The sequence below is a fragment of the Anaerobium acetethylicum genome, assembly GCF_900096945.1.
Lineage (GTDB): Bacteria > Bacillota > Clostridia > Lachnospirales > Lachnospiraceae > Anaerobium > Anaerobium acetethylicum.
Map to the genome: position 1 here is coordinate 1 of NZ_FMKA01000030.1, position 17,638 is coordinate 17,638.

Genomic DNA, 17,638 nt, shown 5'->3' on the forward strand with positions numbered 1-17,638 from the left:
CAGAACCATTAAAGGCAGATACAGATGAAGATGGAGTTTCAGATGGAAAAGAGATTGAATTAGGAACAGATCCACTTACACTTCAGACAAGTTTTTTTCAGTTGGAACAGAAGAATATGTGTTATGGTTATGGAAAGGAGATTACTGGAATCTGCACAGTGGAGCAGAGATGGGCTTGTATACATCTCCTGGCATCTATTCAGGAACCGAACAGTATGATGCCGTTGATTTTGAAGTCCCCATGAACTTGAGTTTGTACAACTATTATGGAAAGAGCAGTATTGAAAATATATTCAATTGGTCGCCGGAGGAAGACCAGTGGTGGATTACAGGTTTTAGTGGACAGAATCCGGATTTTATAGAACCGAATAGAGATTTAATGGCAATAGTTGGAACTGTTGATTTGTCGAAATATACTGATATATATGGAACTAAAAAATAAATATAATAAAAATAAAAGCGATTATTCAAAGAAAAATTTAGAGATGATTTTTGATGATAATGGGCATATGGTATGGATAAACTGGTACGAAGGGGTAACAAAATGAAAATAGGAAAGATATTTTTAAGTTCGTTTTTGTGTCTAATCTTGTTGTCATTAAGCGGATGCGTCAGGTCCAGTGGAGATTACCTTACGGATGAACAGATAACGGAACAAGTCAGCAATGAATTAATGGAAGCCTTGGTAAATAAAGATCTACGGGCTGTAAAAGCATTATTGTGTCCATATTTTCAAGAAACACACTCAGAGCTGGATGAAGAAATCAGTGGTATATTCGATTTCATGGATGGGAACATCATATCCTATGATGAACCAGACGGTGCTCTTTCGGGTGGTGCGACTACAGATTGGGGATGGGTAGAAAAATATGCCATGCCTGAAATAATAAATATTAAAACTAGCAGTGGTAAGAAGTATGAAATATACTATATGTACTATTTTATTAATAAGGAACAGCCGGAATTGTTAGGTATTTCATCTATTAATGTGGTTTTAAATAATGACAAAGATGATACACCGATTATACAATATATTATTGACGCGGAGGAAAGTAGTGATTAAAAGAACATGGTGGGAATTATAAGATTATAGGATTAGGATATCCTTAAGAATTAAAGTTGATCTCGTCCTTTTGGAAACATTAGGGCGAGAGTTTTTTCGTGCTATTATAATTGACAATATCGATACTCGATGATACAATATCGACAAACGATATTATAATTCCATAATGAGGAGGAGCTTATGCCCAGAGAGCAGTTACAGACTTTAACCGAGCCTATGTATTATATTCTATTGGCACTTAAGGAGGAGTGCTGTGGTGTGGATATTATGAAAAGGATAGAAGTGATATCCCATGGGAGAATTACAGTAGGCCCTGGCACTTTGTATGCATTGTTAGATAAGTTTCAGAAAGCAGGATTAATTATTGAGACAAGGGTAGAGGGGAGAAAGCGAAGTTATATCATCAGTGAAAAAGGATATGAGGTGCTGAAGAAGGAGTATTATAGGTTGATAACGATGGTTGAGGAGGGGAAAACCATCCTGGAAAGATAAGGATGGAAGTGTTGCTATGAATAATAAAAAGAAAAAAATCAAAAGAAAAATGTTTTTTGCCAGCTCATATGAAATAAGGGCGATAGAAAATTTTCTGGAGGAAGAAGCAGAAAAGGGTTGGATGTTTGAGCGGTGTTCAGGTATGTTCTACGTGTTTGAAGAATGTGAACCTGTTAAGTTAAAATTCCAGGTAGATTACTTTGACAAAGCTACTATTTTTGATACAAATCCTGAATCTAATACACTGGACTATATCGAATACTGCAGTGAATCAGGTTGGCAGCATGTATTTAGCTCCGGGAAGATGCAAATCTTTTATTCTGTTCAGGACAATCCGGTGCCGATTCAGACAGATGAGAAGATGAAGCTTAAACTTGTTTGCAAGGCTACAATTTTGGCAAACTGGATTAACTGGATTTTGCTTCCGCTCATATGGGGATTGTTCAATGTAAGGGAAATGGTGGATGAACTATTGAATCCGAACTATTACTTTGCCTATTCGAGAAGTTTAACTGAGCTGAGTGAGGTGGGATTTGTGGTTTTCTGGCTGGCATTTACATTGCTTAGCATTGTTAACATGGCTCGATTTGGAATTTTCTGTTTCCGAAATAAAAGAAGATTGAAAAATGGATTGGGTATTCAGTATTACAGCTCAAAAAATATAAAAAAATATGGTGTTTTTCATCAAATATATTTAATATCCTTATTGGTGCTTCTGGCTGCATTATTTACAAAGGATCATGTATCATTATATTTAATGATAGAATTCATTGTTACTATATTAATGATCTTTTTGATCAGTAAAATGACATATAGCAAATGGGCAAATAGAAAAGCCAATATTGTCATTATGCTTGTTTTTCCTATTGTTGTAGCAAATGCGTTAATCTTTGCTTTTATGGGTTCTATTAGCAGGGGCGATGCTAAATTAATCTCTGGCGATGCGATTTATGTTTACTCAACAGATGATATTGATCTGACGCTGGAAGATCTGGGGGTTGATAAGCCGGATGAATTCTTATATGAAGAGACAGTCCATGATAAAGCAAAATCATTTTTGGGCATGAGAGAAGTGTATAGTGACTATTATAATACAGAGGACAATTCATACGGATACTCGATTGAAATATTCTCCAGCAAATATAAGTCAATAATGGATACATATAATCAACTGGTACTTGAAGATGAATATTATACCTACACAGGACTGACAGCTACGAAGAATACCTGGTGTTCTGACCAGGTGCTCTATGGAACGGGTGAAGATGTATCTATGTATGTAGTTGTACAAGATGGTATTACATTTGTGATTGAAGGTCATTTGAATCAGGAACAGGCTGCAGAAGTATCTTCTTATTATATGAACATGGCTAGTGCACTGACACGTTGACATCTTGACAAATGACTTGCCTTAGTTTCCATCTGCGGCGTTGTCGTCAATCAGCGTAGCCACCGCTAGGCCTCATTCCTTCGCCTTGCAGAATGAAAACTAATTCAGCGTCATTAGCTTAAGTGTCAATGTGTCAGCACACTAGAGGGGTATAGACATTTTGTTAATAAATATTTCCATGAAATTGAAAACGCTCCGCACTGCAAAGCGCCTTCGCCCTCAAGATTACGGGCCAAAGGCGCTGTGCATGGCGGAGTCACTTTGTTATAGTTTAATCATGATCAGCAGCAGGAACTCAAAATAATATTCCTAAGCTTTCTGGTCAGTGCTGTCGTTCCGCAATTGGTTTTCTGCATCATAAAAAGAATAGTAAGGTCATCGTTCGGGCAATTGCAGAAATATGCACCAAGCCACCCATCCCAGCCGTATTCGCCAGGACTTCCTAAATCCCCTGCTTTGCTGCAGTCTGTCAATACGCGCATCAGATTGCCGTAGCTGTGTCCGGCCAGGGTAAGCCAGTTGTCGAAGCTGTTCTGCTGGCTGCTGTTTAATGTGGCTGAGGTGAGATAGTTTACAGTGCGGGTCTTCAGGATTCGTTTTCCATCATACTGTCCGCCCTGCATGAGCATTCCAGCAAATTTTGCATAATCGTCCAGGGTAGAAACCAGCCCGGCCCCGCCGGATTCAAATGCAGGTTTCCTGTCCATTCTATTGTTGATGCCCAGGTGGTTTCCTGTATAGACCTGTAATCTTCCGGCTTCGTCATCCTCATAGACCTTAACCAGCCGATTACTTTTTTCTTCTGGCACCCAGAATCCGGTATCCTGCATTTCCAGCGGTCGGAATATCTCATCGGCTAAAAATTCCCCAAAGCGCTTGCCGCTGACGATTTCAATAACGGCGCCCAGCACATCAGCTGATGCACCGTATTCCCAGGAGGCTCCGGGATGGAAGGCAAGAGGGCATTTGCCCAGCCGGTTCATTGCGTCAATGGTATTCAGTGGAGACTTGCTGTTGAGGCCGTTTTCAATCTCCTGGAACAGAGTCTGGGTTTCTCTTCCGGCCGGATGATCTCCGGCGTATACCAGCCCGGATGTCATGGAAAGCAGATCCTTTATGAGCATCTCCCTTGCGGCAGGAATAAGTTGTCCGTTCTGCGCTGCCTTCTGTTCTTTGAATCCGTTCAGGTATTTGCTGACAGGATCGTACAGGTCGATTGCCCCTCTTTCCAGGAGTATCATCATGGCAGCTGCTGTTATAGGCTTGGTCATGGAGTATAATCTGAATATGGAATCCCTTCTGACAGGCCTTTTCTCTTCCCGGTCTGCAAAGCCATCTTCGTGATAAAAAATCTCTTTTCCATTCTTCAGAACCAGTAAATTTCCACCGGCGATTGTTTCGTTTTCAATGTTAGCTGTAAGGACTTTTTTAATCTGATTGATTTCTGTTGTATGCAACATTGTTTCTCCCCTTTGTAGTAGTAGCTTGGATGGTATGGATTTGAATATAATGGTCTTTTTTATAGTAATGGAGTCAGGTATCTGAGTCAACTGTTAATTTGAAGGGCATACCAGGGGCGTTGCGGAAATTCCTGTTAGTTACGGTTCACGAATGGAACGCTGACTTATATATAGTTACTGTTCGCGGAGTGAACAGTAATTATATAATCGAAAACAGGGAAAATGCCGATAAATCTAATTGAGAACGTAATCTGCAAGTGTTACAATAGTAGTAACTGTTCAGAACCCCTGTCTCGCGAGGTGTTTTTATGCTGAATTTGCATAAAAACCCGAGACATGCGTGCGCCAAATTGCTGATTTAGCAATTTGAGTGCATCATCTGTGACTATGAAGGACGTAGTCCTGAATAGTTACTAGTTTACAATGTATGGAGGATGGTTTTTATGCTACATCAAGTTACACAGATTAAAACAGACGGTTCGGCCGATTATGCCAGGCTGAGCACTTATCTTTGGGAGGATTCAGCGGAAATCCCTATTTCAAAGCGTGCGCTTGTGCTGATCTGTCCAGGCGGCGGATATCACAGGACAACAGACAGAGAGGCTGAAGCAGTCGCCCTTCGCATAATGGCAATGGGGCATCACACAGCGGTACTCAGATATTCTGTGGCACCTGCACGATTCCCGGTAGCCTTGAGAGAGGTTGCACAGTGTGTTGCCATGTTCAGGCGTGAGGCTGAGAACTGGCATATCGATCCGGAGCGCATTGTGGTCATGGGATTTTCAGCAGGCGGCCACCTGGCGGCAAGCTACGGGGTTTACTGGAACAGTCCGGAACTGGCCGGGCTGTGTGGATGCGAAAGCGAATTTCTCAGACCAAATGCACTGATTCTCGGATACCCGGTGATTACAGCAGATCAAAATTACCGGCATGAGGGCAGTATACGGAATCTTCTGGGTGAGGACTGGAAGGATAGCGAACTGCAGAAGATGGTTTCCCTTGAAAAGCATGTAGGGGTTCAGACGCCTAAAACGTTCATCTGGAATACATTCGCAGATGAAACGGTACCGCCGGAAAATTCTCTCTTATGGGCGCAGGCGCTGATGCAGAAGAAGATTCCTGTTGAATACCATATGTTTGAAAAAGGCGGCCACGGATTGTCGTTAGCCAATGAGCTGACAGACAATCAGGATCATGTCTGTATCCAGCAAGAATGCCAAAGCTGGATTGATCTTGTTGAGACATGGTTAAGAAATCTATAATAATTGGAGAGGCTTATGGAAAATAAAAAGTATATGATCTTATGTGTGGCGGGGCAGTCTAATGCTGTCGGCTACGACGAATCCCTTATTGCTTCGGACTATCTTTCACAGTTTGACGGGAGCCGCATTCATCAGCTTGGTCTGTATGAGGACGATAACCTGAAAATCATACCGCTTGGAGCATGCGCCCAGAGCTACCAGGATATGAGGCCTTTTGGGAACCCCCAAAATCCTGTTCCCGGGCAGGGAACAAAGGGAATCCACCTTCCATTGTCAAATCTGCTGCTTGACGAAATACCGGAAGACTATGATATTCTGGTGATTTCATGCGCTTACGGCGGATCAGGATTTACAGTGGGAGAAGAGGGCGGCTATGATGAGAAAATGCTGCGCCCCCATCCTGGAATTCTCAGATGGGGGTCCGGTTCGCCATACTACAAGGGGATGAAAGACAGAATCGCATACGCATTGAACCAGAATCCGGACAACCGGTTTTTAGGTGTGGTGTGGATTCAGGGCGAACATGACAACAATGATGCAGCAGGACAAATTGCAGGATTCAAGGGAATGACCGAGGATTTCTTCGGGTATTTCAAGGAAGCGTTTCCGGACCGCGTGTATAAAGGAAGCTGGAACAGAAGCATCTGGTACAATGTCGAAACAGTCTCCCATTGGTATAGTCAGGGACAGTGCCCGCAAATCTGGGAGCATTACCGTGAGTGGAATCCTGACACTTATGTAGAGATCCCAAGAGATACGGATTCCAACGAAGTCAACGGCACAGGAATCACTGCTTCCATACGTGCCTGCCATTATGGAAATAATGCATATCTGAAAGTGGTTGCGCCAAAGACGGCAGCGAAGATGAGGGAACGCTTTTATACGTAAATGATTGAAATTAGAGGCAAAAGATGTTATGCTACCAAAGGTAAATGTGAAAAGTGTATCTTTGTTACATAAAGAATCAATTGCAGAAATACGATTGATAAGATGAATTGTTGAAGAGCTTGCTTTTGCAGGCTCTTTTTTATCTCACCGGGCGAGTGCTGTGTGATAAAAACGCTCCGCGTAAGATGAAATAGAAAGATGCACGAAGTTGAAAAATCACAGATGATCAACTTCTATAAGGGCCTGTTCAGTTTATGGATTGTGCCCGGAATTGAAAGGCAAAGGTATTAAAATGATAAAAGCGGATAAGTTATCCTACTCATTTCCACAAAAGGATCTGTTTCATGAGATTTCATTTTCGTTAGAAGATGGCCAGCATTGCGCTCTCATAGGGGCAAGCGGCAGTGGAAAAAGTACATTGATAGATATGATCATGGATCCGGAAAGATATATGTTTGATGGAAAGCTGGAGATAGCCCCTGGCTGCAGGATCGGATACGTCAGCCAGTTCTCCCAGCTGGACAAGACAAAAGAAATTACCGTGTTCGAATATATAGGTGAAGAATTCATAAAGCTGCAAAATGAAATAACCTCTATCTGTGCCGAAATGGAAACCTCTTCAGATATTGATTCATTACTGGAGAAATACCAGCAGGCGCTGGATGCATTTCAGGCAATTGACGGGGATGATTTTGAAAGTAATATAAATAGGAAGCTGAACTTAGCAAATCTGGGCAGGCATGCAGACCTGCCGGTGTCAAAACTCAGCGGCGGGGAATTTAAACTGGTTCAGGTGATCAAAGAAATGCTCACAGTGCCGGATCTGATGATTATGGATGAACCGGATGTATTTTTGGACTTTGAAAACCTGAATGCACTTAAAAATCTCATAAATTCGCACAAAGGGACAATGCTGATCATCACCCATAACAGGTATCTGCTGAACCATTGCTTCAATAAAATCCTGCATCTTGAAAACAAGGAGATTCAGGAATTTGATGGAAGATATATGGATTATAACTTCTCCTTGCTGCAGAGCAAAATCGAGCTTCAGGAACTTGCGATTGCTGATGATGAGGAAATTGAGAGAATCGAGCTTATGATTGATAAGCTGAGAAATATCGCCTCCGTATTTACGGAAGCTGCAAGAGGAAAGTCCCTGAATGCAAGGGTTAAAATCCTTGAAAGACTGGAAGCGCGCAGAATCAAAGCGCCCTTCGTAGATATTAAACAGCCGGAAATCGTATTGGCTACGGGCAATGAAGTTGAAGAGACGATTGCCTTACAGGTAAGCGATTACAGTGCAGCTTTTGATGAAATTCTTTTGGAAAATGTCAGTTTTGAGATTAAATCCACTGACAAAGTAGCCATTATCGGTCCGAATGGTACCGGGAAAACTACGTTGCTCCGGGAAATCTATGAAAATAAGCATGATTCAATCCGGATAAATGAAAACTTGAAAGTGGATTTTCTGTCCCAGCTTCAGGGAGAAATATTAAATGAGTCCAATACGGTACAGGAAGAGTTCTTCGAGGCTGGTTTTCAGACTTATGAAGAAATTCAATCCTATCTTTCAGGTTATGGTTTTGAGGAAGAAGTCGTTCATCAAAAGATTGAATCGTTGTCAGGCGGGGAAAAGAATATGCTTCAGCTTGCCAAAATTTCTGCCGGCAAGGCGGATCTGCTGCTTCTGGATGAACCGACAAGCCATCTTGATACTTACTCCCAGATCGCATTGGAAAAAGCCATAGAAAACTATAAGGGTGCAATTCTGATGATTTCACATGATTTTTATTCGATCGTCAACTGCATGGATTATGTTTTGATTATTGAAGATAAGAAGATCAGGAAAATGAGTATGCGTAAATTCAGAAAGATGATTTACAGCAATCATTTTGATAAAGACTATTTAGAGCTTGAACGACAGAAAAAGGAAGTTGAAACGAAAATCGGGTTAGCCCTGAAAAATACTGATTTTGCGCTTGCAAAAGTTCTGTCCGAAGATCTGGAGAAGCTGATTAAGCAATTTTAAAGCTGCGGTTCTGTCCGGGTTTTATGTGACTTTCGCTTCGCTACACTCACAAAAAAAATCTTGCGCCGGATGAAGTGTGAACAGTAACTTCAAGTCGAACAGCAATTCACAACAGTACACAGAATATCTTGTAAATGTTGTTTGAGTATGGTATATTTTATTAATAAAATGAAAAAATAAAAAAAGTCTACTGATAATTAGATGTGAGGTTATGATAATGTTTTTGGATGTAATATTAGCGGTAGCTTATGCAAAGATAAAGGGATATAGAATAAAGCCTGCTTTAAAATCTTATTTCCTGTATCCCTTTATGGCTGTTGAGATATTATCTGTATTTCTGCAAATATGCATATTCATGAAAAATTATACCTTCGTGCAATATACAGGAATCATTCAGAATATTTATCTGTATACTCTGATCATACCCATTTTTGCTTACAGGCTATATAAGCCGGGAATCATAGGCTCTGCATTGATTCTGACAGGAACATTCCTGAACAGGTTCGTAATGAGTCAGAATGCCGGTAAAATGCCCGTCTATGTTTCGTTATCAAAGATAACGGGATATGTTGATGAAGCCGCATTGCAGTCAGTCGATAACATACACATAATAGGAAGCCAAACAGCAAACTATAAATTTCTTGCGGATTTCATTGACATCGGATACAGCATACTGAGCATCGGTGATGTGCTGATTCACTCCTTTATCTTTATCGTCATTTACTACACAATAAAGGAAATCAATGTCAGACAGCAAAATAGAGACTAGAAGAGAGAAGGGCAATTCAGATGGAAGTTCTTAAGATTATAATTTTCGAATACTTACTTGGCTATGTTTTACAGGGCTTTACCATAACACTTGGAGTATATGCCTTTAACCGGTGGAGAATAGAATTGAAGCCTTATGTTCTGGCAAGTGCCCTTGTGATTGTCGGCTCCTATTTTGTAAGGCTGCTGCCCATCGGATTTGGGGTACACGCCATATTGAATGTACTGTTTTTGTTTTTGATCTGCACGTTTTTTTTGCAGATGCCTGCACATACTACGGTCCGCTCGGCGTTGTTGGCTACTGTCCTGCTTGTTGTCTGCGAAATGATAGATACCTGGATTATGGTTACTGTTTTTGGGATTGAGAAATTTGAAAAGCTGATGCTTGTCCCATCTCAGAAAGCGATTTTAGGAGTTCCGGGTTCTTTGCTTTTTGTCATACTGACGGGAATTGCTTATTTGGTTTTGAATAATCCCAGAAAGAGAAAAGGTGAAAGCATTGGAGAAGTTAGCGCATAATATTGCAGAAAAGATCTCAGTGCAGATAGCCTGCGATCAGGATAAGAAGGCGGTAATCGCATATGGCTTGACAGCCATGTTACAGATGGCTGTTATCTTTACAGCGATTTCGATAATTGGTATTCTGTTTGATTTCTGGTATGAAAGCATAGTGATTTTTTCTGGAGTCGGAATCATCAGAAAGTCGACCGGGGGCGCGCATGCCAGAACCATGTACGGATGCATCCTCATCAGTATTTTATCCATAGTACTCCTATCAGCGCTATCCAGATATGGTTTGAATTACCCGGTCAATCAGCCAGGTGAATTTGGGATTACCTTACTGGTCTTCCTGTCATGTTTTGTTGTTTTTTATATCCGTGTACCGGTGGATTCCCCTAATAAGCCCATCGTCAAGCCTGAAAAGATAAAGAGATTAAGAAAGCAGAGCTTTCGGATACTGGTCTTGCTATTCTTTGTTTCGATAAATCTGATTATTTTCAAAGGCCGGAACAGCCGGCTTCCCAGCATTGCCAATAGCGTTAGGCTTACCCTATTATGGCAGGCATTTACATTGACAAAAACAGGAATCCGCTTTTTCGATGCAGTTGATTCGAAATGGAACAGGATTGCAGAAGGGGATTGCACGCGGTAGCGGCAATATCCTGAATCAGCGGATTCCCCTATGGTTTCCGGACTATAGGTGTTTGCTTGAATTTACATATAGATATTCATTTCTATATAATTTTCATTGAAAGGAGATCTGATTATGAAGAAAAGAAATCTCGCTGCAATAGTTGCAGCAGTGGCAACTGTTTTTGCTACTACAATTGCTACATCTGCATGTCTTTGGTATTTTTACCAGCCAGAAGAACCTGACTGTCTGAAAGAAAACTAGAAAAAGGAAAATGAGCTGCTGTAAAGATGTGGCAGGGCAGGAAAAAGCATCTGCGCTTTTAAGATTTACAGCAGTTCCCTTCTTCGGCAAGAATATGGCCGATGAAAATCAAACCCTGAGCATGCAGGCTTGCGTGCATCTTTATGACTATGAAGTGCATAGTCGTGAATAGTCAATCAAATACGTTAATATTGAGAAGGTGAAATCATTGGAAAAAAGTGCTTTGAATTTAAGTGAAACAAAACAGGGGAAAATCAGGACGATGTTTTTTACTGTAAAGATGCTCGCCCTTTTCTTTTCGGCGATTCCTTTATTCCAATATTTTTCCGAAAATTTCAGTATGGGTTTCAACAATAATAATTATAATATATTGTATTCAGTCGGGATAACATTGATAAGCATCTGCTTATTGATGCTTTTTTTAATGTTTATTTTCCAGAGGAATGAGAATGATATCATATTGCAGAAATTGGAAATGGCAATTTTTGTAATTGTTTTTATATTTGCGATCTACGTGAGCGGAGCAAACGAAAGTTATAATAAGTTTATTTTCCTGTTTATCATCATATCCTACACGATTGAATATGGTATGACAACCGGGCTTGCGATTGCTTCGATTTCCAGTGGAGTCATTATCCTCATGGATTTCGCATTCGGAGGAGGTCACAAGGTAAACAGATTTTTCGAGGAGGATATTGCACTGTTTGTCATGTTTTTTCTGACTGCATGGACAATCGGCTTTTATGTCAGGCTTGAAAAATCGCACATAGAATATTTGATCGAGCATGCGAATATCGATGGTCTGACAGGCGCATACAACCATCGTTATTTTCATGAAATCATCGGTAAGATATGGGAAGAGAGTATGGAAAAAAAGGAAGCACTCTCTCTCCTGATGATCGATATTGATTATTTCAAGAAGTATAACGATACGTTTGGCCATAAGCGGGGCGATGAGCTGTTAAGGCAGGTATCGGCAGTGTTTAAGAAAAACCTGAGAAAGACTGATATTTTATGCCGCTACGGCGGAGATGAATTTTGTGTTATTTTAACAGATACAGATAAGGAGCAGGCTACTGTCATCGCAAATCATTTGAGGCAGGCAGTAAGCCGGCATCAGTATAAAGGAGATAAGAATCTGTCAAACGAAGGTCTGACTATATCGGTCGGAGTGTCCACCTTTAATGGTGAGCTGGAAGATTATAATGGCTTTATTGAAAATGCGGATATCGCACTGTACAGAGCAAAGTTTTTACGAAGGAACAGAGTTGAGGTGTATTCATCGGTATTTAACGATATTGAGGAAATCGATAATATGAATGCGGATCTGCTGGAAAACCTAAAACCGCTGAAAACCCTTATCACTGTAATAAATTCCAGGGATTCTTATACCTTTAAGCATGTGGACAGGGTTTTTAAATATTGCCTTCTTGTAGCAGATGCTTTTGAACTTTCACTAGAAGACAAACGTATGCTGCTCTATGCTGCGTATCTTCATGATTTGGGGAAAATCAATGTGGCGAAAGAAACTCTGATCGAAAACAAAAAATTGACTCAGCAGCAGTGGGAAGAATTGAAACAGCATCCAAAAGACAGTGAGGACATGCTTAGACAGATTCAGGGATTTGAGGATGTGGCTACAATCGTTCTCCAGCATCATGAGAAATATGATGGCACAGGATATCCGTATGGCCTGCGTGGCGAGGATATCAATTACCTGGCACGTATTCTGACTGTTGTTGACAGCTTTGATGCAATGACAAACCTGAGGCCCTACCAGAAAACCAAGACCTTTGAAGAGGCACTGAAAGAAATCAAGAGATGCCGGGGTACACATTTTGATGCAGACATAGCGGACAAGTTTATTGAGACTATTAATTCGCTGTAAATGCAGACGGGTAGTTAAAAGTGCATAAAGCGGCTCTTTGTCCGGTTGTGGGTGAGGTTTTGAATGAATCTGCGCTGGACCTGGCAAAAGCTGCTTTTTATTTATCTCATAGGAGCAGATTGTCAAAAACGACCTCTCTCAGAATAAAGAGTCTGCAAAGCAGACTCTTTATTCTGTAAAGTGATAGTTGGTTTTGAGATGTTTTTCTATTATAATAAAAGTGCAGAAACAGAAGGGTATGCCTGAAATGGCTGCTCCTGGAGCTATAAAATACAGCAAAACAGTTCAACATAAAAAGGAGAGAAACAGTATGTTCCGTATCGGTATATGTGATGATGAGGAAGCAATCCGCTCCGAAATAGAAAAAATAATATTGCAATACAGCCTTCAGACCATCGAAGAGATAGAGGTGTTCGTTTTTAAATCAGGTGAGGAAATATGCAGGTTCATGCAGGAGCGGCAGCCCTTGGATCTTGTTTTCCTGGATATTGAGCTGAACATGATGAATGGTGTTGAGGTTGCTGGATTTATCAGGGACAATCTGAAAAATGAGGCTGTCCAGATTGTCTTTGTTTCAGCGAAGGACAGCTATTATCAGCAGCTTTTTGATTCCAGACCCATGCATTTTCTGCACAAGCCTCTGGCCGCCGAATTTGTCATAAAGGATATCCAAAAAGCAATGGAACTGTCGGGTAAAATGGGGCAGGTGTTCTTATATAAGCAGGGACATGCCACGTGCAGGCAGCCGCTGAAAGATATCATATACTTCGAGTCGTTAGGGAGACAGATTAAAATGGCAACGGTGAAGGAGGACATCTGTTTTTATGGGAAGCTGGGAGATGTGACAGATTTCCTGAAGAAGTATCGTTTTTTTGCTACCCATAAATCGTATCTTGTAAATTACATGCATGTCATTGAATTCAGGCAGAAGGAACTGGTGATGTCAAACAAGATTATAATTCCGGTCAGCAGGCAGAAAAGCAGTGAAGTTATGAATATATTGTTAAGTTATGAAAAGGAAGGTGTTTAATATGGAGTTGACTGCGAATGACGTGACATATATATTGGTAAATTTGTTCAGAACCTATGCTATTTTCAAATTGCTGAATATATTTTATGATAGAGAAGGAGTTAATGTAAAATTTGAGATTGCACTCTATTCTGTCTATTGTATAGTTTTAACTTTGGTATGCCTAATTGGAAATGTTCCTTATATAATGCTTTTGTGTAATACTTTAGGACTTTTTGTTCTGACATTTAATTATAAAGGTGGTCTGAAGAGTAAATTTTTATCAGTCATATATGTGTATATAATTAGTATCTGTGTAGAAAGCATAGTTGTACTAATGAGCGGATATGTAAATACGCATATACTTTCAGAAAATAACTATACCTCTATTTTTGGGTTGGTAAGTATTCCGATCATTTTATATGCCGTTGCCCTTCTGATGCAGAACTTTAAAAATGTCAAAAAGGGAAAAAGCGTTCCGGTTTTTTACTGGATCAGTGCCGTTGCCATTCCGCTGGCATCCCTGTTTATTATTATTAACATACTGAATGCGCAGGGACTGGGGATTGTCACGAGGCTGCTTTGTATCGCGTTTCTGTTTTGTATCAACCTGATCACATTCACCTTGTATGATGTCATGGTGAAGGCGCTGGAAGAAAGAATGGACAGAAGACTTCTTACTGAGCAGAATAATTATTACGAAAGACAGTTTGAAATCATGAAAACTTCACTGGAAAGCACCAGAGCAGTGCGCCATGACATGGTGAACCACCTTTCGAGCCTGCGTTTCTTTGTGAAGAGCAAAGAGTATGAAAAAACAGAAGAGTATTTGGAAAAACTGCTGAACCAGTGCGAAAAGCAGAGGGAAACTGTACATTCCGGAAATGTGATTATCGACAGCATCATGAACTACAAGCTTCAGGAAATGGAAAATAAAAATATAGAGGCAGATTGCGAAATTCAGGTACCTGAGAGCCTTGAAATAGAATCCTTTGATATGACAGTTATTTTGGGAAATCTGCTTGATAATGCAATTCATGCGTGTAGCAAGATTGAGCCGGGAGCCAGAAAAATTAAAATTGATATCCGTTTCAATAAGGGGATTCTGGTAATAAAAGTAAAGAATAGCTATAACGGCATAGTTGACTATGAAAACAAAGAAATCGTTACAACAAGCGGGGATAGGCAGAACCATGGTATCGGGCTGCAGAATATAAAAAAGGCAGTGGAAAGAAACCACGGGGTGCTGGATATCGTCCATACGGTGGAATACTTCCTTGTGACAGCTATGCTTTATGTGAATGCAGAAACAGAATAGCAGAATTGAGTTGCGATATATCGATGTTTATACATGCGTCCTGACCGATTATTACATAAAAAGTGCTTTTTGTTACATGTTCACCCACAAAATCAGTTTTATGTATTATGATGATGGAGTACACGAAGGGGAACGGTAGAACGATTGAGAATTTTTGATGGGGAGCATCGTAAATTCAGATATAAAGATCTAAACGAATCGTGTAAATTTCTGAAGGGGAGCATCAGAAATAATTTGTTCGTATCGGATGAGACGGTACTTGGGTGTGTTGAAGGTTTCAGTGTAAACCGGATTCAGGGGAGCCAAATTGAACGGAAATAAGAAGGTGTCAGCCACTGTGAGCAGATTGTTCGCAGTGGCTGGCACCTTCTTTTATGCCAACAGGGCATGTCCTGCATGCACACAAATTGCTGATTCTGCAATTTGTGTGCATCATCTGTGACAATAAAGGACGTAGTTCTGAATAGTTACTTTTCTGGTTATTGATTTGCAATTTCACAGAGCTCGTCAAGAAGCTTTGGAAGTTCTGACTCCATATTGTCATTTGAGAACTGACAGGTGCCGACAGCTTTGTGTCCGCCGCCGTTGTATTTCAGCATCAGGCTTCCTACATTAATATCCGATGTCCTGTTCAGGATGCTGTAGCCGACTGCGGCTGAACAGCCAAGGCCGCCACGTCCGCTGACGATCCAGGCGGAAATATTCTGCTCAGGGTACATGCTGTAAATCATGAATCTGTTTCCGGAATAGATAGGATCCACTTTGCGAAGATCCGAAATAATAACATTTCCATCAACACGGGTATATTTCGAAACCATCTCCTTGAACATGGAAGCCTGTTCGAAGTAAACGTCAATACGTTCTCTGACATCTGGAAGCTCCAGGATTTCGGCTGTAGTCATTGAACGGCATGCATCAATCAGGTTTTCCATTAATTTATAGTTGGGAATTGTGAAGTTTCTCCACCTTCCGAGGCCGGTCCTTGGATCCATGATAAATCCAATCAGAATCCATCCGGTTGGATTCTGCACCTCTTCAATTGTAAGGTTTCCGGAATCCACTTTATCAACGGCGGCCATAAGATCGTCGAATTGAGGAAAGCGTTCCCTTCCACCGTAATATTCATAAATAATTTTTGCGCAGGATGGCGCTAAACGGCTTTCGCCATTGTATCTGCCGGCAAGCTGATTTCTTTCATATTCGCTTGAATGATGGTCGAACCAAAGTCCGCAGCCTTCTGCGAAAGGTACATTTGCAAGACAGTCATTTTCAGTTACTGCTACAAGACCATCCTGTATGTCCTTTGGATGGGCAAATTCCCAGCAATCGATGATTCCGGCTTCTCTAAGCAGGGCACCGCAAGCCAGACCATCAAAATCCGAACGTGTTATTAATTTCATAATATCCTCCTCAAGGCAGTTCCGTATTTGTTGAACAGTAATGTTATCGGCATGTTTTTTACTGTTCTGAACTGCTTTTTGGCAATAGTTGCATAAAAACATCACGCAGGGCAAAGGTTTTGAATAGCCGTTCTAAATCTATCCTAAATCCATCCGCCATCAAGTCTGATGATCTGACCAGTCAGATAGTTATGCCCTCCTGCCAGTGTCCAGATGAGATCGGCCACCTCTTCGGCTTTTCCAAGCCGGCAGCCGGGAATTTCATCAATGAGGCACTGCCTCTCATCCTCTGAAAGGAACTGGTTCATCTCGGTATCGATGACGCCGCAGGCAATGGCATTCACCTGGATGTTGCTGGGTGCAAGTTCCTTCGCAAGAGCCTGTGTAAACGCATTGATGCCCCCTTTAGAAGCGGAATAGGCAACTTCACAGGATGCGCCTGCTACTCCCCATACAGAGGAAATGTTGATGATCTTACCTTCATGGACTGAAAGCATGTGGGGAATCGCCAGCTTCGAACAGTAGAAGACAGCGGTTAGATTGGTGTTGATCACCCTGTTCCATTCATCGGGATCCATTTCTGACAGGAGCCCGATATAGGAAATCCCCGCATTATTGACGACTACATCCGCCCCTCCGAATTCCATGTTGATATCGTGAAACATGTCTTTTACGAATTCAAAATCTCCCACATCCCCTAAAAAAGTCAGGACTCTGACGCCATATGCGGTTTCCAGCTGGAACTTCAGATCCTCAATCTGTTCTGCTGATTTCAGGCAGCATGCAGCGATATCATATCCTTCCCGGGCGAGTTTTATTGCGGCAGCCCTTCCGATTCCTCTTGAAGCCCCGGTTATCAGGGCGGTTTTTCTCTTCATACACAATCATTCCTTCCAAATATGCGGCTGAAATAAATTCATCGCCGGATGCAGTTTTCCACAAGTTCATTATAGGAGTTCGGGCGGTATATTACAATAGATTTGAATGTACAGGTGAACTGATATAAAAATGTAAAAATGAAAATAATATGTAATTTCGGGTTGAGTAATCCGGCGCTGTATTATATGATGATACTGTCAGGTTATATTCACGTGCCATGTGAAAAACCAAAAACGGAAAGGGGTGTATGGAGCAGAAATGAAAACCGCGAAAGCGGACATGTATAGGAGGAAGCTGCGGGCACAGGCTTGGGAGCCAGGCGTTCAGGGGGAACGGATCAAACCTGGCTGAAATTCATGAAGGGGTTCATGGATTTGCGACTATGAAGGATGT

Annotated in this window: 20 protein-coding genes; 17 read left to right on the plus strand and 3 right to left on the minus strand. The window is 41.2% G+C overall.

The features are described 5' to 3' along the window. From BJR36_RS20790 to BJR36_RS15940, 6 genes are all read left to right on the plus strand, one after another. The coding region (locus BJR36_RS20790) for a thrombospondin type 3 repeat-containing protein (protein WP_242875624.1) at positions 1-245 on the plus strand (245 nt) is incomplete at its 5' end. After that, positions 152-442 carry a DUF4474 domain-containing protein gene (locus tag BJR36_RS15925; RefSeq protein WP_242875627.1) on the plus strand — a complete coding sequence of 97 codons (291 nt, stop codon included), beginning with the start codon at positions 152-154 and terminating at the stop codon, positions 440-442. The genes BJR36_RS20790 and BJR36_RS15925, both read left to right, overlap by 94 nt. After that, positions 426-548, plus strand: coding sequence for a hypothetical protein (locus BJR36_RS20930; RefSeq protein WP_278276596.1), 123 nt, complete (start codon positions 426-428; stop codon positions 546-548). The genes BJR36_RS15925 and BJR36_RS20930 overlap by 17 nt, the downstream gene beginning before the upstream one ends. Continuing rightward, the gene (locus BJR36_RS15930) at positions 545-1,063 is read left to right on the plus strand and encodes a DUF5104 domain-containing protein (protein WP_169823742.1); all 519 of its coding nucleotides are present in this window, start codon (positions 545-547) and stop codon (positions 1,061-1,063) included. Before BJR36_RS20930 ends, BJR36_RS15930 begins: the two co-directional genes overlap by 4 nt. 180 nt (positions 1,064-1,243) lie before the next feature. Beyond that, the gene (locus BJR36_RS15935) at positions 1,244-1,555 is read left to right on the plus strand and encodes a PadR family transcriptional regulator (protein ID WP_091236210.1); all 312 of its coding nucleotides are present in this window, start codon (positions 1,244-1,246) and stop codon (positions 1,553-1,555) included. Positions 1,556-1,571: 16 nt separating this feature from the next. After that, the gene (locus tag BJR36_RS15940; RefSeq protein ID WP_091236212.1) at positions 1,572-2,945 is read left to right on the plus strand and encodes a DUF2812 domain-containing protein; all 1,374 of its coding nucleotides are present in this window, start codon (positions 1,572-1,574) and stop codon (positions 2,943-2,945) included. Between the two features lie 281 nt (positions 2,946-3,226). On the opposite strand, the gene BJR36_RS15945 is transcribed toward BJR36_RS15940, so the two are convergent. Further along, positions 3,227-4,405: a serine hydrolase domain-containing protein gene (locus BJR36_RS15945; RefSeq protein ID WP_091236214.1), complete on the minus strand. Its 1,179-nt coding sequence runs from the start codon at positions 4,403-4,405 to the stop codon at positions 3,227-3,229. 443 nt (positions 4,406-4,848) lie between these two features. On the opposite strand from BJR36_RS15945, the gene BJR36_RS15950 reads away from it, so the two are divergent. The 11 genes from BJR36_RS15950 to BJR36_RS15995 all read left to right on the plus strand — a co-directional run bounded on the left by BJR36_RS15950 (position 4,849) and on the right by BJR36_RS15995 (position 14,966). Then, on the plus strand, positions 4,849-5,667 hold the full coding sequence (locus tag BJR36_RS15950; RefSeq protein ID WP_091236216.1) for an alpha/beta hydrolase: 819 nt from the start codon (positions 4,849-4,851) through the stop codon (positions 5,665-5,667). Positions 5,668-5,682: 15 nt separating this feature from the next. Beyond that, on the plus strand, positions 5,683-6,555 hold the full coding sequence (locus BJR36_RS15955) for a hypothetical protein (protein WP_091236219.1): 873 nt from the start codon (positions 5,683-5,685) through the stop codon (positions 6,553-6,555). A gap of 292 nt (positions 6,556-6,847) precedes the next feature. Beyond that, positions 6,848-8,587: an ABC-F family ATP-binding cassette domain-containing protein gene (locus BJR36_RS15960; protein ID WP_091236220.1), complete on the plus strand. Its 1,740-nt coding sequence runs from the start codon at positions 6,848-6,850 to the stop codon at positions 8,585-8,587. Positions 8,588-8,804: 217 nt separating this feature from the next. Then, positions 8,805-9,356 (plus strand): DUF5317 family protein, encoded by a 552-nt coding sequence (locus BJR36_RS15965; protein WP_091236222.1) that lies wholly within the window; start codon positions 8,805-8,807, stop codon positions 9,354-9,356. 20 nt (positions 9,357-9,376) lie between these two features. After that, complete coding sequence (locus tag BJR36_RS15970; protein ID WP_091236223.1) at positions 9,377-9,874, plus strand: hypothetical protein; 498 nt, start codon at positions 9,377-9,379, stop codon at positions 9,872-9,874. Continuing rightward, positions 9,855-10,508 carry an accessory gene regulator ArgB-like protein gene (locus tag BJR36_RS15975; RefSeq protein WP_169823744.1) on the plus strand — a complete coding sequence of 218 codons (654 nt, stop codon included), beginning with the start codon at positions 9,855-9,857 and terminating at the stop codon, positions 10,506-10,508. The genes BJR36_RS15970 and BJR36_RS15975 overlap by 20 nt, the downstream gene beginning before the upstream one ends. A gap of 114 nt (positions 10,509-10,622) precedes the next feature. Next, the gene (locus tag BJR36_RS15980) at positions 10,623-10,751 is read left to right on the plus strand and encodes a cyclic lactone autoinducer peptide (protein ID WP_091236226.1); all 129 of its coding nucleotides are present in this window, start codon (positions 10,623-10,625) and stop codon (positions 10,749-10,751) included. Positions 10,752-10,761: 10 nt separating this feature from the next. After that, positions 10,762-10,923 carry a hypothetical protein gene (locus tag BJR36_RS20410; RefSeq protein ID WP_169823745.1) on the plus strand — a complete coding sequence of 54 codons (162 nt, stop codon included), beginning with the start codon at positions 10,762-10,764 and terminating at the stop codon, positions 10,921-10,923. 303 nt (positions 10,924-11,226) lie between these two features. Continuing rightward, positions 11,227-12,639 (plus strand): bifunctional diguanylate cyclase/phosphohydrolase, encoded by a 1,413-nt coding sequence (locus tag BJR36_RS15985; RefSeq protein WP_169823746.1) that lies wholly within the window; start codon positions 11,227-11,229, stop codon positions 12,637-12,639. A 310-nt stretch (positions 12,640-12,949) separates the two neighbouring features. Continuing rightward, on the plus strand, positions 12,950-13,669 hold the full coding sequence (locus BJR36_RS15990; RefSeq protein WP_169823747.1) for a LytR/AlgR family response regulator transcription factor: 720 nt from the start codon (positions 12,950-12,952) through the stop codon (positions 13,667-13,669). 274 nt (positions 13,670-13,943) lie between these two features. Continuing rightward, a complete protein-coding gene (locus BJR36_RS15995; protein ID WP_207648891.1) occupies positions 13,944-14,966 on the plus strand; it encodes a sensor histidine kinase in 1,023 nt (340 codons plus the stop codon). A 479-nt stretch (positions 14,967-15,445) separates the two neighbouring features. On the opposite strand, the gene BJR36_RS16000 is transcribed toward BJR36_RS15995, so the two are convergent. Both BJR36_RS16000 and ymfI read right to left on the minus strand, forming a co-directional pair. Beyond that, positions 15,446-16,366 carry a DHH family phosphoesterase gene (locus BJR36_RS16000; RefSeq protein WP_091236232.1) on the minus strand — a complete coding sequence of 307 codons (921 nt, stop codon included), beginning with the start codon at positions 16,364-16,366 and terminating at the stop codon, positions 15,446-15,448. A gap of 143 nt (positions 16,367-16,509) precedes the next feature. Continuing rightward, positions 16,510-17,244 carry an elongation factor P 5-aminopentanone reductase gene (ymfI, locus tag BJR36_RS16005; RefSeq protein WP_091236233.1) on the minus strand — a complete coding sequence of 245 codons (735 nt, stop codon included), beginning with the start codon at positions 17,242-17,244 and terminating at the stop codon, positions 16,510-16,512. Between the last annotated feature and the right edge of the window lie 394 nt (positions 17,245-17,638).